The sequence below is a fragment of the Pseudomonas sp. ADAK18 genome, from assembly GCF_012935695.1.
GTDB lineage: Bacteria > Pseudomonadota > Gammaproteobacteria > Pseudomonadales > Pseudomonadaceae > Aquipseudomonas.
This window is the reverse complement of sequence record NZ_CP052859.1, coordinates 137,612-160,000: the sequence shown is the minus strand read 5'-3', so window position 1 is coordinate 160,000 and position 22,389 is coordinate 137,612. Positions and strand designations below refer to the sequence as shown.

Below are 22,389 nucleotides of genomic sequence, written 5' to 3'. Positions count from 1 at the left end.
GCACCACGGCCAAGATGGCCACAAATGGCACACGCCCCTTGAGGTCCAGCTCCTTGAAGCTGTTGTACTTGATATTGCTGACCATCAGCATACCGGCCGCCGCAACCATCAACGCGACGAGGAACGACATCTTCGAACCCTGGATCCCGTAGTCACTGAATGCCCAGACAATACCGGCCACTACACCTGCCGCTGCCGGACTGGCCAAGCCAATGAAGTAGCGCTTGTCGGCAGTGCCCACCTGAGTATTGAAACGCGCCAGACGCAGTGCAGCACCCGCCACATAGATGAAGGCTACCATCCAGCCGACCTTGCCCATGTCACCCAGAGCCCAAGCGAACGCCAACAGTGCCGGCGCCACACCAAAAGCCACCATATCGGACAGCGAGTCATACTCGGCACCAAAGGCACTCTGGGTATTGGTCATTCGCGCTACACGACCATCAAGACCATCAAGGACCATAGCGACAAAAATCGCAATCGCCGCGAAGCCAAAGTATTTACTGGCGCTGGCAGCATCACCAGCCGCCAATGCGCTCTGAGCACTCATGGAATTGATGATGGAGTAAAACCCTGCAAATAGGTTCGCAGTGGTGAACAGATTGGGCAGGAGATAGATACCACGATGCCGGACTTTACGGCCTTCAGCATCATGCCCTTCTTCGACATGTTCATCGATCGGTAGCAGGCTTTCGGCGTCAGAGGCCTGGCTTGGCTCTTCGGGACGTTCGCTCATGGACTTTACCTTGCAACGGTGTGAAAAATTTCGACAGAAACTTGCGGCGAGTGTTCGCCCGCAAACGATGCAGCTTTATACCAGAACCAGCCCCCAAACGAAAAAACGCGGCCTAAGCCGCGTTTTTCCTTGATGCGTACGACTTAGTTCTTGGCTTTGTCGACGATCTTGTTGGCACCGATCCACGGCATCATGGAGCGCAGTTGCTCGCCGATGATTTCGATACCGTGAGCGGCGTTGTTACGACGCTTGGCGGTCATCGAAGGGTAGCCGGTTGCGCCTTCGCTGATGAACATTTTGGCGTACTCGCCGTCCTGAATACGTTTCAGGGCGTTGCGCATGGCCTGACGGGACTCGGCGTTGATCACTTCCGGGCCAGTCACGTACTCGCCGTACTCGGCGTTGTTGGAGATCGAATAGTTCATGTTGGCGATACCGCCTTCGTACATGAGGTCAACGATCAGCTTCAGTTCGTGCAGGCATTCGAAGTAGGCCATTTCCGGCGCGTAGCCAGCTTCAACCAGCGTTTCGAAACCGGCCTTGACCAGCTCAACGGTACCACCGCACAGAACGGCTTGTTCGCCGAACAGGTCGGTTTCAGTCTCGTCCTTGAACGTGGTTTCGATGATGCCGGTACGACCGCCACCGACGCCAGCAGCGTAGGACAGTGCGACGTTTTTGGCGTTGCCCGACGCGTCCTGGTAGATCGCGATCAGGTCAGGAATACCGCCGCCTTTGACGAACTCGGAGCGCACGGTGTGGCCCGGTGCTTTCGGCGCGATCATGATCACGTCGAGGTCAGCGCGCGGCACAACCTGGTTGTAGTGGATCGCGAAGCCGTGGGAGAAGGCCAGGGTGGCGCCTTTTTTGATGTTCGGCTCGATTTCGTTCTTGTACAGCGCGGACTGGAACTCGTCCGGGGTCAGAATCATGACCAGGTCAGCCGCTGCAACAGCCGATGCCACGTCGGTCACTTTCAGGCCGTGAGCTTCAGCCTTGGCCACAGTGGCCGAGCCTTTACGCAGACCGACAGTTACGTCGACGCCGGAATCTTTCAGGTTGCAAGCTTGAGCGTGACCCTGGGAGCCGTAACCGATGATGGCGACTTTTTTGCCCTGGATGATCGACAGGTCACAATCTTTTTCGTAATAAACTTTCATGAGGTTCCTCTATATATCCAGGCCGTTAGGCCATTCACTAATTGAGTTAGATGCTGAGTACTTTGTCGCCACGGGCAATCCCGGTGACACCACTGCGTACGGTTTCCAAAATCGAGGCCGTCCCGATCGACTGGATGAAGCTGTCCAGCTTGTCGCTTGTACCGGTCAGTTGAACGGTATAAACGCTGGCGCTCACATCAACGATCTGCCCGCGATAAATATCGGTAGTACGCTTGATCTCGGCACGTTGGGCACCCGTAGCCTTGACCTTGACCAGCATCAGTTCACGCTCGATGTGGGCACTTTCCGACAAATCGACCAGCTTGACCACTTCGATCAGCTTGTTGAGGTTCTTGGTGATCTGCTCGATCACCTCATCATGGCCGACCGTGGTCAACGTCAGGCGCGACAGGGTCGGGTCTTCGGTTGGCGCCACGGTCAGGCTTTCGATGTTGTAGTTGCGTTGCGAAAACAGGCCGACCACACGAGACAAAGCGCCCGGTTCGTTCTCCAGAAGCAGGGAGATAATGTGCCGCATGATTAGGTACGCTCCGTCTTGTTCAGCCACATGTCGCGCATAGAGCCGTCTTTGATCTGCATCGGATAGACGTGCTCGCTGGTGTCGACCTGAATATCGAGGAACACCAGGCGATCTTTCATGGCGAACGCTTCTGCCATCTTCGGCTTCAAATCCTTCAAATCGGTGATGCGCATGCCGACGTGGCCATAGGCTTCAACCAACTTGACGAAATCAGGCAGCGATTCCATGTACGAGTGGGAATGACGGCTGCCGTAACTCATGTCTTGCCATTGGCGAACCATGCCCAGCACACCGTTGTTCAGGCAGATGATCTTCACCGGCAAACCATATTGCAGGCAGGTCGACAACTCCTGGATGTTCATCTGGATACTGCCCTCACCGGTGACGCAAGCGACGTCGGCATCCGGGAAGCTCAGCTTCACCCCCATGGCGGCAGGGAAACCAAAGCCCATCGTGCCCAGGCCACCGGAGTTGATCCAGCGGTTAGGCTTGTCGAACGTGTAGTACTGCGCCGCAAACATCTGGTGCTGGCCCACGTCCGAGGTCACAAAGGCATCGCCCTTGGTCACTTCGCACAGGGTTTCGATCACGGTCTGTGGCTTGATGATGCTGCCGTCGCCCTTGTCGTAAGGGAACAGGCCTCGGTCACCGCGCCATTCGTCAATCTGCTTCCACCAACTGGCAACGGAATCCTTGTTCGGGGTTTCGCCGATCTCCTTGAGCGTTGCAACCATTTCGGTCAATACGCTTTCCACTGGACCGACGATAGGCACGTCTGCCTTGATGGTCTTGGAGATCGACGCCGGGTCGATGTCGATGTGGATGATCTTGGCATTCGGGCAGAACTTGCTCGCGCCATTGATTACCCGGTCATCGAAGCGTGCACCCACCGCAAGAATCACGTCAGCATGGTGCATGGTCAGGTTGGCCGTGTAACTGCCGTGCATGCCGAGCATGCCAACGAACTGACGGTCCGTACCCGGAAATGCGCCCAGCCCCATCAGGGTATTGGTCACCGGCAGGTTGAGCATCTTGGCCAGCTCGGTCAGCGGTGCAGAACCGCCGCCCAGGATCACGCCACCACCCGAGTAAAGCACCGGACGCTTGGCCGCCAGGAGCATTTCTACTGCCTTGCGGATTTGCCCCGAATGCCCACGAACAGCCGGGCTGTAGGAACGCAGCTTGGCTTTCTTCGGGAAGATGTATTCGAATTTTTCCGCCGGGTTGGTCATGTCTTTCGGAATATCGACCACCACTGGACCCGGGCGACCGGATTGCGCGAGGTAGAAGGCCTTTTTCATGACTTCCGGGATTTCCGACGCATGCTTGATCATGAAGCTGTGTTTCACGATCGGCCGGGAGATACCGATCATGTCGGTTTCCTGGAATGCGTCAGTACCGACCATGGTGCTCGCCACCTGGCCAGAAATGATCACCATCGGAATGGAGTCCATATAAGCAGTCGCGATGCCGGTGATGGCATTGGTCGCGCCAGGGCCGGACGTTACCAGTACCACGCCGGCTTTACCGGTGGCACGGGCATAACCGTCAGCCATATGGGTCGCGGCTTGTTCGTGGCGAACCAGGATGTGGGTAACAGCCGGTTCTTTGAACAGTGCGTCATAGACATGCAGCAGAGCACCACCTGGGTACCCGTAGATATAGTCGACGCCTTCGTCACGCAAAAAGCGGACGAGCATCTCACCACCAGATAAAAGCTCCACGTTGTTCACCTCTAAAACGCCAGAATACCGTCCGTTAAAAACCGACGGGTCTTAATAGGTTTACTTCTCAGCAGAGCATGAGCGACGGTGGTCGCCGACTACGTCAGCACTGACTGAGCAAGTATTGGGAGCTTCCCAAGTGTTGCGGGATTTTCCCACCCAGCGCGAGGTAACGCGTTGCGGGTGTAACAGGTCGGCGCGGATGTGCGCCTCATGATCTGCTGAGTGGGTCTGCTTCTGGCAGTCCCTCTACAGCGGACTTTGGATTCTTCTGTTTCAGCCCCTTCAAGTCAAGTAATAATTGCGCTTTTTTCCAACTAAGCGCATGAGAACGTAGAAGAAAGGGGCTTGAGGAGGGATAAAACTCGCCTGAATGTCGTCAAGCGGTAGAAATGTGCGCAAGACTGCCGGAAAACCCGGCAGTCAGGCAATTAACGAGCGTCGACGATCAGTTGATCGAACTTTTTCAGCGCGCCCCGCAGGCCAAGGCTTTCCAGAGGACGATCGGCATAGACCATCTCGGCCATCTCCAGAATCCCCGACGCATTCGGCAGCGGCAGGTCCTGCTCGAGGATTTGTTTCATCCGCACCAAGAAAATCCATTGCAGCCACTGATGGAAGTCCAGGGTATCAACGGAAAAAGGCTCGACACTGCTCAGTGCTTCGTTGCTGGGGGACACTTCATCCCACCAGCCCTGCAATCGCAGCTCACGCTCAATCAGCAACAGCTGTTCGGCAATCGCCGGAAAACGTGAATCCATCAGAGACGTACCTTGGCCTTTTGCCGAGCCTGAGCGGCACCGGTGGCATCACCCTGCTTCTCGCGGGCGTCGCCAATCAAGCCCCACAGGCTGGCTTGCAGGTCAGGGCGGCCATTGGCCAGAGTCAGGCCACGACGAGCAAACTGTTCCGCTTGCGGCGCATCACCCTGGGCCATGCGTACCTGAGCCAGACGATAGAGCACTTGCGGTTCCCGAGGCGCTACACGCTGGGCGCGTTCGAGACTGGATGAAGCACCGTTCAAGTCGCCACCAGCCTGTTGTTGCTGCGCAGTGGTGAGCAAGGCCAGTACCGGGCCGTCGAGCTGCTCATCGGCCGACAAGCCACCGGCGCTGGCAGAAGGAATCCCGCTCGGCGTCGAAGGCATGTTGTAGGAGCCTTGATTGACCGGCGCCGTTTGAATCGGCGTCGAATCCACCGGGCCGGGCGTGATCGGCCCCACCGTGAACGGCTGAGTGCTGATCGGCGCGGAGGTTGCCGCGCCACCGCCAGGAACCATCACCACCACGCCGGAATCCTGCGGTAAGGCTTGTGCCTTGGCTTGCGTCGGACGCGTGACCACGGTCTGACGGAAGCCGCCATTAGCCGAGAGGCGATCGTTGTTGGAGACTGCGGTTCCGGCATCCACCACCGGAATAGAGCCGTGCTGCACGCTGGCGCAACCATTGAGCAAAGCCAGAGCTGTAATAGCTGGAATCCACCACTTTTTCACTTGAAACCCTCTTTGCTTAATTCATCCAGCCCTTGACCCAATCCATCACCGATTCAGCATCAGCGGGAGCACTGCCACCGCATGCCGCGCCGGGAGGCGGTTCGCTGCCGCGAATATACGGCATCTGCACAGCGCCCGGACAGTTGGCATCGGAACCCTGCCCAGTATGAGGATCAATCCAAGCCTGAACGATGTTGTCCGGCTGCGGCATGTTCAGCGGCAACGGATCGGCCTTGCGCATGAAACTGGTCCAGACCTGCAATGCACCGGTGGCACCGGTAAAGGGAGTCTTGCCGTTGTCATCGCGGCCGAGCCAGACCACGGCCAGCAGGTCCTGGCTGAAACCGGCAAACCAGCTATCTCGCGAATCGTTACTGGTACCGGTCTTGCCAGCCAGTGTCAGGTTCGATGGCAGCACGCTGTAAACCGAACGCCCTGTACCCTCACGCATAACCCGCTGCATGGCGTTCTGGATCAGATAAATAGAAGCCGGATCGAAGCGCTGCTGAATCTGGAACGGATAGCGCTTGAGTGGCTCACCTTCGGCGGTCAAGACGCTGCGGATCCCGCGCATCGGCGTGTTGAAACCACCGTTGGCGAGGGTCTGGTACATGGTCGCCACTTCAATCGGGGTCATTCCACCAGCACCCAGCAACATCGATGGGTACGCCGGGAACTCACGGTTGATGCCCAGGCGTGCCAGGGTCTTGAGGACATTGGGAACACCCACCTCAAGGCCAAGCCGGGAGGTCGACAGGTTGTAAGAGTGCGCCAGCCCCTGATACAGAAACACCGTACCGTGGGAACGACGGTCAAAGTTCTGCGGCTTCCACACCTGACCATCGGCGCCCTTGACCGACAATGGATCATCGGACAACCAACTGGTCAGGGTGTATTTACTCGGTTTTTCCAAGGCCGTCAGGTAGACCGCCGGCTTGACCAGCGAGCCAATCGGCCGCACGGCATCCAATGCCCGGTTGAACCCGGCAAAGCTGGCCTGGCGACTGCCGATCATGGCTTGGACTTCACCGGTTTCCGGATTGGTCACCACCATCGCGGCTTCGACTTCGTCGGAACCTTTACGGCCCGCCAGGCGCTTGAAGGTGTCGTTGACCGAGGCTTCGGCCTTCATCTGCAGGATCGGGTCGAAGCTGGTGAAGATCCGCAGGCCTTCTTCAGTCAAGTCTTCGTCGCGATAGTCTTCACGCAGTTGGCGTTTGACCAGGTCAATAAAGCCTGGGAATGAGCTGTCAGCCAGCTTGCCGCGAGTGGTCACACCCAGTGGCATTTTCTTCGCTGCTGCCACTTGCTCAGGTGTTGCGACACCTTGCTGTTCAAGCACATCCAGCACCAGGTTGCGCCGCTCCAGTGCACGCTCTGGGTTACGACGCGGGTTGTAGTAGGACGGTCCTTTGACCATGCCCACCAACAACGCAACTTGATGCAATTTCAACTCGGACAATGGCTGGCCAAAGAAGAACTGACTGGCCAAGCCAAAGCCATGGACCGCACGTTGACCGTCCTGGCCGACGAAGACCTCATTAAGGTAGGCCTCAAGGATCTCCTGCTTGCTGTAATGCAGCTCAAGCAGCATCGCCATCATGGCTTCGGTGAGCTTACGGGTCAGGCTGCGCTCGTTGGTCAGGTAGAAGTTCTTGACCAATTGTTGCGTCAGCGTACTGCCGCCCTGGGTCATCTTGCCGCCTGAGGTATTGACCCAGATGGCTCGGGCAATCGACTTGGGTGACACGCCCCAGTGGCTGTAGAAATCCCGATCTTCGACGGCAATCAGTGTATCCAGCAGGTACGGCGGGACCTGATCGATCTTGATCAGGATGCGATCTTCCAGGTTTTTCGGATAAATCCCACCGATCAACAGCGGTTCCAGACGCACTACCGGCAGCTTCGAGCCGTTGAGCGAAGACAGCTCGGCCACATAGTCGCCAGAGAAGCGCACACGTACCGGCTGGGGTTTCTCCAGCCCTTCGTAGAACTGGAAGCCACGGGTGTTCAAGTCAACGGTATTACCACTGACCGAGGCCGCGCCGGGCCCATTGCTCACGTTCTCCCGGCGATAGCCAAGAGCGTCGAGCTCTGTGAGGAAGTCGTCCTTGCTCAGCTTCTGGCCGGTGAACAGTTCCAGCGGGCGTGCGTAGACCTTGGCCGGGATGGTCCAGCGCTTGCCGGAGAACTTCTCCTGGACCACAGCATCGAGGTAAACCGCGAAGCCTGCGATCACTACGAGACCGACCAGACCGAGCTTGAGCGCCCAGCCCAGCCAGGGGCGCAGGCCACTGGAAGGAGGTTTTTTACGGGAACGGGGAGATCGGGTACGAGTCATGGCGGCGGATTATACGCACTTTATTGATGACCAACATGAGCCGGACAGCGGTTTGCACTACCCGCCACAGCAGCCATAATGCCCGCCATGAATTTTTCCCGACTCTGAAGGATCGCCCGTGAGCCAGTCTTTGATCGCAGCCCTGCAAAACCCGGCCCTGTACCCTCATCCGGTGGATGAATTTCAAGTCATCGAAACCCACATTTCCTGGGTCGTGCTCACGGGTCCCTACGCTTATAAAGTAAAAAAACCGGTCAATTTCGGCTTCCTCGACTTCACCAACGTGGACGCCCGCGGCCACTTCTGCAACGAGGAGCTGCGCCTCAACCAGCGCCTGACCGAAGATTTGTATCTTGAAGTGTTGCCAATCACCGGCAGCGTCGAAGCGCCGCAATTGGCTGGCGACGGTCCGGTCATCGACTACGCCCTGAAAATGCGCCAGTTCCCGCAAAGCCAACTGCTTAGCACCCTGCAAAAAAACGGCGAGCTGACCACCGCCCACATCGACGAGATGGCCAAGCAGATCGCGCACTTTCACCTCAATGCGCCCAAGGTTGCGCAAGACCACATCGCCGGCACCCCGGAAGATGTGATGGCTCCTGTGCGGCAGAACTTCGAGCAAATCCGTCCATTCTTGAGTGACAAGGCCGACCTGCTGCAACTCGAAGCCCTCCAGGCCTGGGCCGAAAGCAGCTTCGAGCGCCTCAAGCCGCTGTTCGAACAGCGCAAGCTCAATGGTTTCATTCGCGAATGCCACGGTGACATCCACTTGGGCAACGCGACCCTCATCGATGGCCACGTGGTGATCTTCGACTGCATCGAGTTCAACGAGCCGTTTCGCTTCACCGACGTCTACGCCGACACCGGCTTCCTGGCCATGGACCTCGAAGACCGCGGTCTCAAGTCCCTGGCCCGGCGCTTTATCAGCCAATACCTGGAGTTGACCGGCGACTATCAAGGCCTGGAGCTGCTCAACTTCTATAAAGCCTATCGCGCCCTCGTGCGGGCCAAGATTGCCCTGTTCAGCATGCCGGCCGAAGCCGACGCCGTGCAGCGCGCAACCACGCTGCGCCAGTACCGCAACTACGCCAACCTGGCGGAAAGCTATAGCACCATCCCATCGCGCTTTCTGGCTATCACCCATGGTGTATCGGCAACCGGCAAAAGCCATGTGGCCATGCGCTTGGTGGAAGCATTGGGGGCTGTTCGCCTACGTTCGGACGTCGAACGCAAACGCCTATTTGGTGAACAGAAAGTCGAAAACACGCCGCAGGCCGGGATTTATGCGACCGATGCCAGCGCCACCACTTATGAGCGATTGAACTCGATCGCTGATACTGTGCTGCGCGCCGGCTTCCCGGTTGTGTTGGATGCCACCTTCCTCAAGCGTGGACAACGCGATGCAGCGGCGAAGATCGCCGAAGCCACGGGTGCACCGTTCCTGATCCTGGACTGCAACGCGCCGCAAGCCGTGATCACCAGTTGGCTGGCACAACGTCAGGCAGACAAGAACGATCCTTCCGACGCGACACTGACTATCATCGAAGAGCAGCAGGCTAACCGCGATCCACTCAGCGCCGAAGAATTGCTGCTCAGCAAACGGGTCGAGACCAATGAAAGCGGGACGCTTGACGCATTGGTCGCGCACATTCGTCAGCGCCTGCCCGGCCTGTAAGAAAAATTTCCTGGTCGTGAAGCCCTCATTGGCTCACGACCAAGGAATAGTGGCACTATAATGGCGCTATAAATCCAACAGGAGACGCCGTTGTGAGCCAGCCAAAGCTTCTTGATTCCCCCCTGTACGCGCTTCTGCATAAAGATGACATCCGCGGTTTCAACCAGGAGCGTCCGAAAGACGGCACCATCGACATGCGTGGTGGTGACTTTCGCGGCCTGGATCTGCGTGACCTGAACGCTGAGGGTGTGGATTTCACTGACGCTTACTTCCGCTCCGCCGACCTGCGCGGTCTGGACTTGCGCGACTGCTCCCTGGAAGGCGCCAGCGTGGCCCATGCACAGATCTCGGGCACCTACTTCTCACCGGAGTTGACTGCCGACGAGATTCTCATGTCGGTCAATTTCGGCACTCGCCTGCGCTACCGCACCAAGTAGTACGGCTGCTCACATTCCCAGCTGCACGCCCGTCGTACCGGGCTCCCTTCGCCTGCCTGCGAGCAAAATCCCGACATCAGCCTTAGAAGCTTTTGCGTCGATACTGACCAAACAACTACGTTTTTCCTACTGAGCGCTACACTCCTTTCAGGCTTGCCTGGTCACGATACCCACCGCACCATTCGGCCGTCGCAAGGAGGCTTGATGAATGATGAGTTGCAACACCTGAAAAACCTTGGCAAGACATCGGCGCAGTGGCTGCATGCGGTGGGCATCCACAGCGCATCGGATCTTCGCCGTCTGGGGGCGGTAGACGCCTACAGGGCCGTACGAACTCGAGGGTTCAGAGCCTCCAAAGTGCTGCTGTATGCCATCGAAGGAGCGTTGATGGATATGCACTGGAACGACCTTCCCGCCGAGCGCAAGGAGGCGTTGAATCGCCAACTGGATGCCCTTTCAGCCCGCCACAAGAATTGAACTGGCCACTTGGCCTAGCGTTCACGGGGATTCCAAACGAGTGGTCGAGGAAAGCCGAAAAGACTTCAAAAACAAATGTTGACTCTCAAATGAGAATCGTTATGATTATCACAACTGATCGCGAGATCAGCCGATAACTGGAAGACCATTGGTTCGGACTCTCAGATTATCTCCTCATCAGGCTAATCACGGTTATTTGACCCGGCTCTTGCCGGGTCTTTTTTTGCCAGGAGAAAAGCGATCGCTGACGTATCAGCGCGCAATAATCAGTGGATGACCACGCTCGGGATGCGGTTGCACCAGCACGTCCAGGCCAAACACCGCTTTCAGAGGCCCAGGCTGCATGACCTGCGCAGGTGTATCCAAGGCATGCGGGCGACCGTCCTCCAGCAACAGGATGCGATCACAGTAGCGGGCGGCCAGGTTGAGGTCATGCAGGATGACCAACACGGCGGCGCCACGGTCGGCAAAAGTACGAATGGCCTGCAGGGTCGTGTGCTGGTGCAGTGGGTCGAGCATCGATGTCGGCTCATCCAGCAACAAGGTCTGCCCGGCCTCACCCGGCCAGAGTTGCGCCAGCACCCGTGCCAAGTGCACACGCTGGCGCTCGCCGCCCGACAAGGCCAGGTAGCTACGCCCACTCAGGTGGCCGACGTCAGCAGCGTGCAAGGCAGCGTTGATAATCTCATCGTCGCGCACCTGACCGGTCTGATGAGGTAAGCGGCCCATGCCGACAACTTCTTCAACACGGAAGGCGAAATCCAGGGTCGAGGTCTGAGGCAACACCGCCAGGCGCTGAGCCCGTTGCGCACCGCTCCAATCCTTCAACTCCCGCTGATCCAGCCAGACCTGCCCGTGGTCCGGTTGCAACTCACCGCACAAGGCGCCAAGCAACGTACTTTTGCCCGCGCCGTTAGGCCCCAGAACACCGAGCACTTCGCCCGGACGCAAGTCGAGGGTGACGTCCGCCAACACGGTTTTCTTGCCGCGACAGATCTGCAACTCTTGCACTCGCAGCATCAGGCGCGCCCTCGTAACAACAAGTAGAGAAAAAACGGGGCGCCGATAAACGCTGTAACGATACCGATCGGCAATTCCGCCGGCGCCAGGGCCAGGCGGGCCACCAGGTCGGCAAACAGCAGCAAGCTTGCCCCCGCCAGCACCGAGGCCGGCAACAACACTCGATGATCAGGTCCGGCAAGCAGCCGTACCAGATGAGGCACCACCAACCCGACAAAGCCAATCATCCCGGCAGCGGCCACCGCAGCACCGACACCTAGCGCTGTGCAAAACACTAACTCACGCTTCAGCCCCTCGACATCGATCCCCAAGTGACTGGCTTCCGACTCACCCAGCAACAGGGCATTCAACGCCTTGGCTCGGCGTGGCAGCCATAGCGCGACACCACCGCTCACCAATAGCAGCGGCCACAACCGCGAGTAGCTGGCGCCGTTGAGGCTGCCGAGGTTCCAGAACGTCAGGGTGCGCAAGGTGGCGTCATCCGCCAGGTAGGTAAACAGCCCGACCGCAGAGCTGGCCAGGGCCGTCAGCGCGATCCCGGCAAGCAGCATGGTGGCGACATTCGTCTGGCCGTTGCGCCGCCCCAGGCGGTAGACCAGCGCCGTCACGCCCAAGCCCCCGAGAAACGCACACAATGAAAGCAAATACGGCCCAAGGGCATCGGGCAGACCACCAAAGAACGCGCCGCCGACAATCGCAATCGCAGCCCCCAGCGCCGCACCGCTGGAAACACCCACCAGGCCAGGGTCGGCCAACGGGTTACGAAACAGCCCTTGCATGGCGACGCCCGACAGCGCCAGCACACCGCCAACCGCCAGCCCCAGCAAGGTACGCGGCAGGCGAATCTGCCCCAGAATCAATTCCGCCTGTTCCAGCCCTTGGGCTTCAATCGGCACGCCGAGCAAGCGCAAGGCCGCCCGCAACGTGTCCAGCAGCGGCAGGCTGACCGGCCCCAGGGCCAATGACAGCCAGATCGCCAATACACACAGCAGACTCAAGCCAATAAACAGCGTTCGTGGTTTAACCAGAGGAGTCATGGGGCAATTTTAGCCTGGGACGGGTAGAAACCGGCGGACAGCTTTACCAGGCTTTGCGGCAGACGCGGCCCCAGACCACCCACCAGCAGGGTGGGGTCCAGTTCGAAGACGCGACCATTTTTGGCTGCCGGCGTCGAGGCCAGGATCGGATTCTCCTTGAACAGCGCTACACGTGCCGCATCCCCCGTCAGCGCACGATCAGCGAATACCAGCACGTCAGGACTCAAACCCGCCAGTGATTCTACGGAAAATGGCTTGTAACCACTGTGGGTCGCCAGATTGTGCCCACCCGCCTGCTGCAGCATCCAATCGGCAGCGGTGTCTTTGCCGGCAATCAGTGGTTTGCCACCGGCATGCCCCAGCAGTAACAGTACTCCTGGCGCCTTTTGCGTGGTTTGGGCGTTGGTGACCCAGCTCTTTTGCTGCTCAAGCTGCTGCTGATAGTCGGTAAACAATGCAGCGGCTTTGGCTTCGTTGCCCAGCAACTTGCCCAGATGTTGGAGGTTGCCCTGCAAGGTCGGCAGGTCAGGCTGCGCCGAAAACATCTCGACCTGCACGCCCGCGCTGCGAATTTGCGCCAATACCGGTGGTGGCCCCATTTCTTCGGTGCCAACCAGGACTTGTGGGCGCAAACTGAGAATGCCTTCAGCCGAGAGCTGGCGTTGGTAACCGATGCTCGGCAATGCCTTGAGCGATGCCGGGTGCTGGCTGGTAGTGTCGACGCCCACCAATTTCGATTCCGCGCCCAAAGCCGTCACCCACTCCGACAACGCCCCGCCAGCGCTGACCCACCGTTGCGGCGGTTCAGAGGCCTGAGCCCCATGATTGACCAGCAGTCCGACAACAAGCGCAATAGCGCTGGCACTCAGGCGCATAAAAGGGTTTCCTTCCAAGGGTTGACCCACTGAATCACTCGGCCATGTGACAGATCAACACTGTCTGGCATCGTACTGAGCGAGCAGTTACCTAACGGGCGAAGCGGGCATTTGATAATTGTTTGCATTTGCGCGTCAAGCACCGAGCTCACCCGTAAACCCAGGATAGCCCTGCAGCCCGCAAACGACGGCCCTTGAGGATCGACATGAAGTTTCTTTGCCCTTCCCAGGCACTCGCCCCAGACAGCAGCCTCGGCTTCGATGTCGACGGCCGCAAGCTGTTTGCCGTACGCCGGGAAGGCGTGGCCTACTTTTATATCAACCGCTGCCCCCATCGTGGAGTACCGCTGGAATGGCAACCAAATCAGTTCCTCGACCCCAGCGCCAGCCTGATCCAGTGCGCCACCCATGGCGCACTGTTCCTGATCGAAAGCGGTGAGTGTGTCGCCGGCCCCTGCGCAGGCCAAAGCCTGATCGCCCTGCCCGGCCGCGAAGACGAACAGGGCCTGTGGGTACAGCTCTAGTCGTCCAGAATCACATCCAGTCGCCGGTCGACGTAGATTTCCTCTGAGGTCACTCGCACACCGTACGCCAACACCTCCACGCCAGCAGCCTTAGCTTCCCGCAACGCCGTAGCGTAACCGGGATCAATTTCTTCAGCCGGACGCACCGCGTCGATACCCGACAGGTTGACGCAATACAACTGCACCGCCCGCACGCCATCACGGGCCAGATGTGCCAGTTCGCGCAAATGCTTGGCCCCACGCTGAGTCACCGCATCGGGAAACGCCGCTATCGAGGAGCCGTCAAAGCCGAGGGTGACACTTTTGACTTCTACATAGGCCGCGCCCAAGGGGTAATCCAGGCGAAAGTCGATCCGGCTGTTCTCCTGACCATAGGCCACTTCACGCTTCAACCCGGTAAAGCCATTGAGCTCGGCGATCACCCCGGCGCGTAGTGCTTCTTCGACCAACTGATTGGCACGCGCGGTATTAACGCAGGCCAGGCGTCCCTGCGGGGTCTCGCTGATTTCCCAGGTACCGGGCAACTTGCGCTTGGGGTCGTTGGAACGACTGAACCAAACCTGACCGCCTTCAACCATGCAGTTGAACATCGAGCCGGTGTTTGGGCAGTGAATGGTCAGCAACTCGCCGGTAACGGTTTCGATATCGGCAAGAAAGCGCTTGTAGCGGCGAATCAGCCGCCCTTCTTCGAGGGGAGGATGAAAGCGCATCAGCCTTGCCAACTCCGTAAGCCACGGGCAATCCGCTCCACAGCTTCCTGTAGCCGATCAAGGTTTTGCGTGTAGGCAAATCGAACATGGTGACCGGCCTGATAACGACCAAAGTCCAGCCCCGGCGTGAACGCCACATGTTCTGTTTCGAGGAAGTGCCGGCAGAACGCGAAGGCATCTCCGCCAAATGCGCTGATATCGGCATACAAGTAGAAAGCACCTTCCGGCTCGACGGCGATACCGAACCCCAACTCCCGCAACGCCGGCAACAGAAAGTCTCGCCGACGGCCAAACTCGGCACGACGCTCTTCAAGAATGCTCAACGTTTGCGGGGTAAAGCAGGCCAAAGCCGCGTGCTGCGCCATGCTCGGGGCACTGATGTAGAGGTTCTGCGCCAACTTCTCCAATTCACCGACCGCAGCAGGCGGCGCCACCAGCCAGCCCAGGCGCCAGCCGGTCATTCCGAAATACTTTGAAAAGCTATTTAAAACGAAGGCTTCGTCGTCCACTTCCAGCACGCTGGCGGCGTCAGTGCCATACGTTAGCCCGTGATAGATCTCGTCCACCACCAAATGCCCATTGCGCGCCTTGATCGCGCTCGACAGCCCGGCCAGTTCATCACGCGTCAGGATCGTGCCGGTAGGATTGGCCGGCGAGGCGACCAGCGCGCCCACACTGTCCTGATCCCAGTGACGGGCCACCAGGTCGGCGGTCAGTTGATAACGCACGTCGGGGCCTACCGGGACCAATTGCGCCGCACCTTCTACCAGCCGCAGGAAGTGCCGGTTGCACGGATAACCTGGATCTGCCAGCAACCAATGTTTGCCCGGGTCCACCAGCAAGCTGCTGGCCAGGAGCAAGGCGCCCGAGCCGCCCGGGGTGATCAGAATACGCTCGGGGTCGATATTCAGCGCGTAACGTTGCTGGTAGAAACCACTGATGGCTTCGCGCAACTCCGGCAGGCCACGGGCCGCGGTGTACCGGGTCTTGCCATTGGCCAGCGCCTCTTGTCCGGCTTTAATGATGGGCTCTGCCGTAGTGAAATCCGGCTCGCCGATCTCCAAGTGGATCACGTCATGGCCGGCGGCCTGTAATTCGTTGGCCCGCGCCAGTAACGCCATGACATGAAAAGGTTCGATAGCGCGACTGCGCGCACTGTAGGGCTGAGCCATTAGCCTTCCTTACTGATGAGGACAAACTTCGATTCTACCCAACCGGCAGCGCAAAACATGCTCTATTGCCCCGACGCCCGCGCCAGACGTTTCGGGCAAGTGCCAGCAAACCGACTAAAATTAAGCTTCCAGACAGTACAAGCCCCGCCCTGCTACGGCCTGCGGCTGTTTGCAAGCCCCGCAAAGCAGTGCCTCGACAACCGGGAGTGGCGCACCCCGAATCTATCTGGTAAGTTCGCCCGCTTGCAGCCGCAGGGCCGGCAGGTGTCGGTGATGTTGCAATCCTGCGCAATGGATTAGAAGAGTGAGAGGCGGTCCATTCATGCCCACCCAAGCAAAGCAACAGCAAACTCAAGGCCTCAGTGGCTTCGAACCCTACGTGGAAAAGAAGGGCGAGGAGTACATGGGCGAGCCCATGCGCAAGCACTTCACAAAGATCCTGCAAAAGTGGAAACAAGACTTGATGCAGGAGGTCGACCGTACCGTTGACCATATGAAGGACGAAGCGGCCAACTTCCCTGACCCGGCAGATCGTGCCAGCCAGGAAGAAGAGTTCAGCCTTGAACTGCGCGCCCGTGATCGCGAGCGCAAGCTGATCAAGAAAATCGACAAGACTCTGCAACTGATCGAAGACGAAGACTACGGCTGGTGCGAATCCTGCGGCGTCGAGATTGGTATTCGCCGTCTGGAAGCGCGTCCCACCGCTGACATGTGCGTGGACTGCAAGACCTTGGCGGAAATCAAGGAAAAACAGGTCGGCAAGTAATTACCGCCGAGCTGAACAAATGGGGCGTGCGAACGCCCCATTTTTGTTTCTGCCGTTTGGGACTTTTCCAGTAATATCCGGCCCATGACAGCCTCTTCTTACATCGGGCGCTTCGCCCCCACTCCCAGCGGACACTTGCACTTCGGTTCCCTGGTCGCAGCCCTCGCCTCCTATCTCGACGCCCTTGCAAACAGCGGCCGCTGGCTGATGCGCATGGAAGACCTTGACCCGCCACGGGAAGAACCCGGCGCCCAGACAGCCATCCTCAATGCCCTGGAAAGTTACGGCTTTGAGTGGGACGGCGAACTGGTCCGACAAAGCGAGCGGCACGAGGCCTACGCGGAAGTGCTCAATGGTCTGTTCAACCATGGGTTGGCCTACGCCTGCACATGCTCGCGCAAGCAACTGGAGCCCTATAACGGGATTTATCCCGGCCTTTGTCGCAACGCGGGCCATGGTCAGCAAGATGCTGCCATCCGTCTACGGGTTCCGGAGCTGGAATACCACTTTACCGACCGGGTGCAGGGCGAATTCCGACAACATCTGGGCCGCGACGTCGGCGACTTCGTGATCCGACGCCGTGACGGTCTCTACGCCTATCAACTGGCCGTGGTGCTCGACGATGCCTGGCAAGGTGTTACCGATATCGTACGCGGCGCCGACTTGCTCGACTCCACACCCCGTCAACTGTACCTGCAGGAGTTGCTGGGCCTGCCCCAGCCGCGCTATTTGCATGTGCCGCTGATCATCCAGCCGGACGGCAACAAGCTAGGCAAATCCTACCGTTCACCCCCCCTGACCACAGACCAGGCCACACCTTTGCTGCTCAGGGCACTGCGCGCCCTTGGCCAACAGCCGGGAGATGAGTTACAGCACGCCAGCCCACGAGAACTGCTGGATTGGGGCATTCGCCACTGGGATGCCACGCAGATCCCGCGCACACTGACCCTGGCGGAAGCGCAATTACATTAAGGGCTCTTGCAGCTTGGCGCCCATCCGTTACCATCGCCGCAGTTTTTTAATCAGAGGCCAGTATGTATATCTATCGATTGGTCCTTCTGCTGGTCGTCGGGATCTATCTGTTTTCTCCCGCCATCATGGATTGGTGGATCGACGCCACAGGCGCGTGGTACCGGCCTTATCTGCTTTGGCTGATTCTGATCGTTGTGACTTTCATCCTGCAGAGCCAAAAAGATGCCGATGAGCTTTAGCCTGACCCAGATGCTGCTGATCAGCGCCGCCTACCTGGCCGCGCTGTTCGGGGTGGCCTGGATCAGTGAGCGTGGAATGATTCCGCGGGCGATCATTCGCCATCCGTTGACCTACACCTTGTCGCTGGGTGTCTATGCCAGCGCCTGGGCGTTTTATGGCACGGTGGGCTTGGCCTACCAGTACGGTTATGGCTTTCTCTCCAGTTATCTTGGGGTGTCCGGAGCGTTTCTGCTCGCGCCGGTGCTGCTCTATCCGATCCTGAAAATCACTCGCACCTATCAACTGTCGTCCCTCGCGGACCTGTTTGCCTTTCGCTTTCGCAGCACCTGGGCCGGGGCACTGACCACGATCTTCATGTTGATCGGCGTTCTGCCGCTACTGGCACTGCAGATACAGGCCGTGGCCGACTCCATCGGCATCCTCACCCGCGAGCCAGTACAGCACCGGGTTGCCCTGAGCTTCTGCGCGCTGATTACCCTGTTCACGATTTTCTTCGGCTCACGGCATATCGCCACCCGGGAAAAACACGAAGGACTGGTGTTCGCGATTGCTTTTGAATCGGTGATCAAGCTCATTGCCATCGGTGGCGTCGGCCTCTATGCGCTGTACGGCGTGTTTGATGGCCCGCAACAGCTGGAACTGTGGCTGCTACAAAATCAAACCGCGCTCGCCGCACTGCATACGCCGCTGCAAGAAGGCCCATGGCGCACGCTGCTGCTGGTATTCTTTGCCTCGGCCATCGTTATGCCGCACATGTACCACATGACCTTCACCGAAAACCTCAACCCGCGCTCGCTGGTCAGCGCGAGCTGGGGGCTGCCGCTATTTTTGCTGTTGATGAGCCTGGCGGTGCCGCTGATCCTCTGGGCCGGCCTGAAATTGGGCGCAACCACCAATCCGGAATATTTCACCCTGGGCGTCGGGATCGCTGCCAACAGCAAATCACTGGCGCTGCTGGCCTACGTTGGCGGCTTGTCGGCGGCCAGCGGGCTGATCATCGTCACAACCCTGGCGTTGTCAGGCATGGCGCTCAATCACTTGGTGCTACCGCTGTATCAGCCGCCCGCCGAGGGCAATATCTATCGCTGGCTGAAATGGACTCGTCGGGCGCTGATCGTCGCGATCATCATGGCGGGATATGGCTTCTACCTGTTGCTGGGCGCCGAGCAAGACTTGGCCAACCTCGGCATCGTCGCTTTCGTGGCCACCTTGCAGTTCCTGCCGGGCGTGCTTTCGGTACTGTATTGGCCGACCGCCAACCGCCGTGGCTTTATCGCCGGGCTGCTGGCCGGGATCCTGGTGTGGCTGGTGACGATGCTGTTGCCGCTGGTCGGCAATCTGCAGGGCTTCTACATTCCGTTATTGAACATGATCTACGTGCTGGACGACACCAGTTGGCACATGGCAGCCATTGCCTCGCTGGCGGCCAACGTACTGATGTTTACCCTGATCTCGCTGTTCACCAACGCCAGCCCTGAAGAAACCAGCGCCGCCGAGGCGTGCGCGGTGGACAACGTACGTCGTCCGCAGCGCCGGGAGTTGCATGCTGCCTCACCTCAGGAATTCGCCACGCAACTGGCCAAACCCCTGGGCGCCAAGGCTGCGCAAAAGGAGGTCGAACAGGCATTGCGCGATCTCTATCTGCCGTTCGACGAACGCCGCCCCTATGCCTTGCGTCGCCTGCGCGATCGTATCGAAGCCAACCTGTCCGGGCTGATGGGCCCCAGCGTGTCCCAGGACATGGTCGAGACCTTCCTGCCCTACAAGGCAGGTGGCGAGAACTACGTCACCGAGGACATCCACTTCATCGAGAGCCGGCTTGAGGATTATCACTCGCGCCTCACCGGCCTCGCCGCCGAACTTGATGCCCTGCGCCGCTATCACCGCCAGACCCTGCAGGAGCTGCCCATGGGCGTCTGCTCACTGGCCAAGGATCAAGAGATCCTGATGTGGAACAAGGCCATGGAAGAGCTCACCGGCATTGCTGCCCAGCGTGTGGTGGGCTCACGCCTGAACACCATCGGCGATCCATGGAAAGAACTGCTCCAGGGCTTTATCAACCTGCCGGATGAGCACTTGCACAAACAGCACCTGGCCCTCGACGGCCAGACCCGCTGGCTCAACCTGCACAAGGCGGCCATCGACGAGCCGCTGGCACCCGGCAACAGCGGTTTAGTGCTGCTGGTGGAAGACTTGACCGAAACCCAGATGCTCGAAGACAAACTGGTGCACTCGGAGCGCCTGGCCAGCATTGGTCGCCTGGCCGCCGGTGTCGCTCATGAAATCGGCAATCCGATCACCGGCATCGCCTGTCTGGCGCAAAACCTGCGGGAAGAGCGCGAAGAAGACGGCGAAATCACCGAAATCAGCGGGCAAATCCTCGAACAGACCAAACGCGTTTCGCGCATCGTGCAGTCGCTGATGAGCTTCGCCCACGCGGGTGCCCATCAGAATCACGACGAGGCGGTGTGCATTGCCCAAGTTGCCCAGGACGCTATTGGGCTGCTGGCCTTGAACCGGCGCAATTTCGAAGTACAGTTCTTCAACCTGTGCGACCCGGAACACTGGGTCGACGGCGACTCTCAACGCTTGGCGCAGGTACTGATCAATTTGCTGTCCAACGCCCGCGACGCATCACCGGCCGGTAGTGCGGTACGCGTCAAGAGCGAGGCTTTCGAGCACACCATCGACCTGATCGTCGAGGACGAAGGCAGCGGCATTCCACAGAACATCATGGACCGATTGTTCGAACCCTTCTTCACCACCAAGGATCCGGGTGAAGGCACCGGTCTGGGCCTTGCACTGGTCTATTCCATCGTTGAAGAGCATTATGGACAAATCACCATCGACAGCCCGGCTGACACCGAAAGCCAACGCGGCACCCGTATTCGGGTGACCTTGCCGCGTCATGTCGAAGCGACGTCCGCTGTGAACTGAGACCGTCGAGAGAATTGAATCAATGCCGCACATTTTGATCGTCGAAGACGAAACCATTATCCGCTCTGCCTTGCGTCGCCTGCTTGAACGTAATCAGTACCAGGTCAGCGAAGCCGGCTCGGTGCAGGAAGCCCAAGAGCGTTTCAGTATTCCCACGTTCGACCTGATCGTCAGTGACCTGCGCCTTCCGGGCGCGCCTGGCACCGAGCTGATCAAGCTCGGCCAAGGCACGCCGGTGCTGATCATGACCAGCTACGCCAGCCTGCGCTCGGCGGTGGACTCGATGAAGATGGGCGCGGTGGACTATATCGCCAAGCCTTTCGACCACGACGAAATGCTTCAGGCCGTGGCCCGAATCCTGCGCGACCGACAGTCGGGCAGTAATGCACCGGCCGAACGCCCTGCCGGCAAAGCGGCCAACGGCGCTGAAAAACCGGGCATCGACAACAGCAACGGCGAAATCGGCATTATTGGTTCCTGCCCACCTATGCAGGACCTGTACAGCAAGATCCGCAAAGTGGCGCCCACGGACTCCAATGTATTGATTCAGGGCGAGTCGGGGACCGGTAAAGAACTGGTGGCCCGCGCCCTGCACAACCTGTCCAAGCGCGCCAAGGCGCCGATGATTTCGGTGAACTGCGCGGCGATTCCCGAATCCTTGATCGAATCCGAACTGTTCGGCCACGAAAAAGGCGCCTTTACCGGCGCCAGCGCTGGACGTGCCGGCTTGGTCGAAGCGGCCGATGGCGGCACCTTGTTTCTTGATGAAATCGGCGAATTGCCGCTGGAAGCCCAGGCACGACTGCTGCGGGTACTGCAAGAAGGCGAAATTCGCCGCGTAGGCTCGGTGCAATCGCAGAAGGTCGATGTACGACTGATCGCGGCCACTCACCGGGACCTGAAAAGCCTGGCAAAGATCGGCCAGTTCCGTGAAGACCTTTATTACCGCCTGCACGTCATAGCTCTCAAGCTGCCGGCCCTGCGTGAGCGCGGTGCCGACGTCAACGAAATCGCCAATGCGTTCCTGGTGCGCCAGAGTGCCCGGGTCAACCGAACCGACCTGAAGTTCGCCACCGATGCCGAGCAGGCGATTCGGCATTACTCCTGGCCAGGTAACGTGCGGGAACTGGAGAACGCGGTAGAACGCGCGGTGATTCTGTCGGAGAGCCCGGAAATCTCCGCCGAGCTGCTGGGCATCGATATCGAGCTCAGTGACCTGGACGATGACGATTTCATTGGCTTGGCCCCACAACAGGGCGCAGGCAGCAACACCAGCCACGAACCTACCGAAGATTTGTCACTGGAAGATTACTTCCAGCATTTCGTCCTGGAACATCAGGACCACATGACCGAGACCGAACTGGCCCGCAAGTTGGGCGTCAGCCGCAAATGCCTGTGGGAACGACGCCAGCGCTTGGGCATTCCACGGCGCAAGACCGGGGTAGCCAGCGAAAGCTGAGAGGGGTTCCCCCACAGGTAACACCCTCAGATGTGAAAAAACTGTTACCGCAGACAATTCACGTAACAAAAGCCGGGGCTTACGGTAACGAAGC

21 protein-coding genes (1 of these 21 running past the window's edge) are annotated in these 22,389 nt (G+C 59.0%); 9 read left to right on the top strand and 12 right to left on the bottom strand.

The features are described from left to right. The 7 genes from pssA to mrcB all read right to left on the bottom strand — a co-directional run. Positions 1-736, bottom strand: partial view of a CDP-diacylglycerol--serine O-phosphatidyltransferase gene (gene pssA / locus HKK55_RS00680; protein WP_155584257.1) — the 5' portion only. Its footprint begins 122 nt before the window's first position; the window shows 736 of its 858 coding nt (coding positions 1-736); the start codon lies at positions 734-736; its stop codon lies off the left edge, out of view. Positions 737-879: 143 nt separating this feature from the next. Next, positions 880-1,896: a ketol-acid reductoisomerase gene (ilvC, locus tag HKK55_RS00675; protein ID WP_007948647.1), complete on the bottom strand. Its 1,017-nt coding sequence runs from the start codon at positions 1,894-1,896 to the stop codon at positions 880-882. 46 nt (positions 1,897-1,942) lie between these two features. Further along, positions 1,943-2,434: an acetolactate synthase small subunit gene (ilvN, locus tag HKK55_RS00670; protein ID WP_003176102.1), complete on the bottom strand. Its 492-nt coding sequence runs from the start codon at positions 2,432-2,434 to the stop codon at positions 1,943-1,945. A gap of 2 nt (positions 2,435-2,436) precedes the next feature. Continuing rightward, positions 2,437-4,161, bottom strand: coding sequence for an acetolactate synthase 3 large subunit (locus tag HKK55_RS00665; protein WP_169352906.1), 1,725 nt, complete (start codon positions 4,159-4,161; stop codon positions 2,437-2,439). 431 nt (positions 4,162-4,592) lie between these two features. Next, positions 4,593-4,922, bottom strand: coding sequence for a YqcC family protein (locus tag HKK55_RS00660; protein ID WP_169352905.1), 330 nt, complete (start codon positions 4,920-4,922; stop codon positions 4,593-4,595). After that, positions 4,922-5,653 (bottom strand): M48 family metallopeptidase, encoded by a 732-nt coding sequence (locus HKK55_RS00655; RefSeq protein ID WP_169352904.1) that lies wholly within the window; start codon positions 5,651-5,653, stop codon positions 4,922-4,924. Before HKK55_RS00655 ends, HKK55_RS00660 begins: the two co-directional genes overlap by 1 nt. 16 nt (positions 5,654-5,669) lie before the next feature. Further along, positions 5,670-7,994: a penicillin-binding protein 1B gene (gene mrcB, locus HKK55_RS00650; RefSeq protein WP_169352903.1), complete on the bottom strand. Its 2,325-nt coding sequence runs from the start codon at positions 7,992-7,994 to the stop codon at positions 5,670-5,672. Positions 7,995-8,112: 118 nt separating this feature from the next. Between mrcB and HKK55_RS00645 the strand changes: the two genes are divergently transcribed. The 3 genes from HKK55_RS00645 to HKK55_RS00635 all read left to right on the top strand — a co-directional run bounded on the left by HKK55_RS00645 (position 8,113) and on the right by HKK55_RS00635 (position 10,583). Then, positions 8,113-9,669 carry a bifunctional aminoglycoside phosphotransferase/ATP-binding protein gene (locus tag HKK55_RS00645; RefSeq protein WP_169352902.1) on the top strand — a complete coding sequence of 519 codons (1,557 nt, stop codon included), beginning with the start codon at positions 8,113-8,115 and terminating at the stop codon, positions 9,667-9,669. Positions 9,670-9,761: 92 nt separating this feature from the next. Further along, entirely contained in the window at positions 9,762-10,106 is a 345-nt protein-coding gene (locus tag HKK55_RS00640; RefSeq protein ID WP_169352901.1) for a pentapeptide repeat-containing protein, read from the top strand. A 204-nt stretch (positions 10,107-10,310) separates the two neighbouring features. After that, entirely contained in the window at positions 10,311-10,583 is a 273-nt protein-coding gene (locus tag HKK55_RS00635; RefSeq protein WP_155584253.1) for a TfoX/Sxy family protein, read from the top strand. 252 nt (positions 10,584-10,835) lie between these two features. Here the strand turns inward: HKK55_RS00635 and HKK55_RS00630 are convergent, their stop codons facing one another. From HKK55_RS00630 to HKK55_RS00620, 3 genes are read right to left on the bottom strand one after another with little or no spacing between them, the layout of a single operon-like run. Beyond that, on the bottom strand, positions 10,836-11,603 hold the full coding sequence (locus tag HKK55_RS00630) for a heme ABC transporter ATP-binding protein (protein WP_169352900.1): 768 nt from the start codon (positions 11,601-11,603) through the stop codon (positions 10,836-10,838). Then, entirely contained in the window at positions 11,603-12,640 is a 1,038-nt protein-coding gene (locus tag HKK55_RS00625) for an iron ABC transporter permease (RefSeq protein WP_169352899.1), read from the bottom strand. Before HKK55_RS00625 ends, HKK55_RS00630 begins: the two co-directional genes overlap by 1 nt. Then, on the bottom strand, positions 12,637-13,515 hold the full coding sequence (locus HKK55_RS00620; RefSeq protein ID WP_169352898.1) for a hemin ABC transporter substrate-binding protein: 879 nt from the start codon (positions 13,513-13,515) through the stop codon (positions 12,637-12,639). The genes HKK55_RS00625 and HKK55_RS00620 overlap by 4 nt, the downstream gene beginning before the upstream one ends. A 206-nt stretch (positions 13,516-13,721) precedes the next feature. Between HKK55_RS00620 and HKK55_RS00615 the strand changes: the two genes are divergently transcribed. Beyond that, positions 13,722-14,039 (top strand): Rieske 2Fe-2S domain-containing protein, encoded by a 318-nt coding sequence (locus HKK55_RS00615; protein ID WP_169352897.1) that lies wholly within the window; start codon positions 13,722-13,724, stop codon positions 14,037-14,039. Here HKK55_RS00615 and sfsA read toward each other — a convergent pair. Together sfsA and HKK55_RS00605 are read right to left on the bottom strand one after the other, a co-directional pair. Next, a complete protein-coding gene (gene sfsA / locus HKK55_RS00610) occupies positions 14,036-14,749 on the bottom strand; it encodes a DNA/RNA nuclease SfsA (protein ID WP_169352896.1) in 714 nt (237 codons plus the stop codon). The genes HKK55_RS00615 and sfsA overlap by 4 nt on opposite strands. Then, the gene (locus HKK55_RS00605) at positions 14,749-15,921 is read right to left on the bottom strand and encodes a pyridoxal phosphate-dependent aminotransferase (RefSeq protein WP_169352895.1); all 1,173 of its coding nucleotides are present in this window, start codon (positions 15,919-15,921) and stop codon (positions 14,749-14,751) included. Before HKK55_RS00605 ends, sfsA begins: the two co-directional genes overlap by 1 nt. A 322-nt stretch (positions 15,922-16,243) precedes the next feature. Here HKK55_RS00605 and dksA point away from each other — a divergent pair, with 322 nt between their 5' ends. From dksA to HKK55_RS00580, 5 genes are all read left to right on the top strand, one after another. After that, positions 16,244-16,687, top strand: coding sequence for an RNA polymerase-binding protein DksA (dksA, locus tag HKK55_RS00600; RefSeq protein ID WP_154742978.1), 444 nt, complete (start codon positions 16,244-16,246; stop codon positions 16,685-16,687). 84 nt (positions 16,688-16,771) lie between these two features. Further along, entirely contained in the window at positions 16,772-17,659 is an 888-nt protein-coding gene (gene gluQRS, locus HKK55_RS00595) for a tRNA glutamyl-Q(34) synthetase GluQRS (protein WP_169352894.1), read from the top strand. A 62-nt stretch (positions 17,660-17,721) separates the two neighbouring features. Then, on the top strand, positions 17,722-17,898 hold the full coding sequence (locus tag HKK55_RS00590) for a hypothetical protein (RefSeq protein ID WP_003176118.1): 177 nt from the start codon (positions 17,722-17,724) through the stop codon (positions 17,896-17,898). Further along, positions 17,882-20,836: a sensor histidine kinase gene (locus HKK55_RS00585; RefSeq protein WP_169352893.1), complete on the top strand. Its 2,955-nt coding sequence runs from the start codon at positions 17,882-17,884 to the stop codon at positions 20,834-20,836. Before HKK55_RS00590 ends, HKK55_RS00585 begins: the two co-directional genes overlap by 17 nt. A 22-nt stretch (positions 20,837-20,858) precedes the next feature. After that, positions 20,859-22,295: a sigma-54 dependent transcriptional regulator gene (locus HKK55_RS00580; protein ID WP_169352892.1), complete on the top strand. Its 1,437-nt coding sequence runs from the start codon at positions 20,859-20,861 to the stop codon at positions 22,293-22,295. Positions 22,296-22,389: the final 94 nt, after the last annotated feature.

Bases quoted from the DNA above. Each gene is read 5' to 3' on its own strand.
- dksA (WP_154742978.1), top strand. From the start codon at position 16,244: ATGCCCACCCAAGCAAAGCAACAGCAAACTCAAGGCCTCAGTGGCTTC.
- sfsA (WP_169352896.1), bottom strand. From the start codon at position 14,749: ATGCGCTTTCATCCTCCCCTCGAAGAAGGGCGGCTGATTCGCCGCTAC.
- HKK55_RS00615 (WP_169352897.1), top strand. From the start codon at position 13,722: ATGAAGTTTCTTTGCCCTTCCCAGGCACTCGCCCCAGACAGCAGCCTC.
- ilvN (WP_003176102.1), bottom strand. From the start codon at position 2,434: ATGCGGCACATTATCTCCCTGCTTCTGGAGAACGAACCGGGCGCTTTG.
- HKK55_RS00625 (WP_169352899.1), bottom strand. From the start codon at position 12,640: ATGACTCCTCTGGTTAAACCACGAACGCTGTTTATTGGCTTGAGTCTG.
- HKK55_RS00620 (WP_169352898.1), bottom strand. From the start codon at position 13,515: ATGCGCCTGAGTGCCAGCGCTATTGCGCTTGTTGTCGGACTGCTGGTC.
- ilvC (WP_007948647.1), bottom strand. From the start codon at position 1,896: ATGAAAGTTTATTACGAAAAAGATTGTGACCTGTCGATCATCCAGGGC.
- HKK55_RS00605 (WP_169352895.1), bottom strand. From the start codon at position 15,921: ATGGCTCAGCCCTACAGTGCGCGCAGTCGCGCTATCGAACCTTTTCAT.
- HKK55_RS00590 (WP_003176118.1), top strand. From the start codon at position 17,722: ATGTATATCTATCGATTGGTCCTTCTGCTGGTCGTCGGGATCTATCTG.
- HKK55_RS00580 (WP_169352892.1), top strand. From the start codon at position 20,859: ATGCCGCACATTTTGATCGTCGAAGACGAAACCATTATCCGCTCTGCC.
- HKK55_RS00630 (WP_169352900.1), bottom strand. From the start codon at position 11,603: ATGCTGCGAGTGCAAGAGTTGCAGATCTGTCGCGGCAAGAAAACCGTG.
- gluQRS (WP_169352894.1), top strand. From the start codon at position 16,772: ATGACAGCCTCTTCTTACATCGGGCGCTTCGCCCCCACTCCCAGCGGA.
- mrcB (WP_169352903.1), bottom strand. From the start codon at position 7,994: ATGACTCGTACCCGATCTCCCCGTTCCCGTAAAAAACCTCCTTCCAGT.
- HKK55_RS00660 (WP_169352905.1), bottom strand. From the start codon at position 4,922: ATGGATTCACGTTTTCCGGCGATTGCCGAACAGCTGTTGCTGATTGAG.
- HKK55_RS00585 (WP_169352893.1), top strand. From the start codon at position 17,882: ATGCCGATGAGCTTTAGCCTGACCCAGATGCTGCTGATCAGCGCCGCC.
- HKK55_RS00635 (WP_155584253.1), top strand. From the start codon at position 10,311: ATGAATGATGAGTTGCAACACCTGAAAAACCTTGGCAAGACATCGGCG.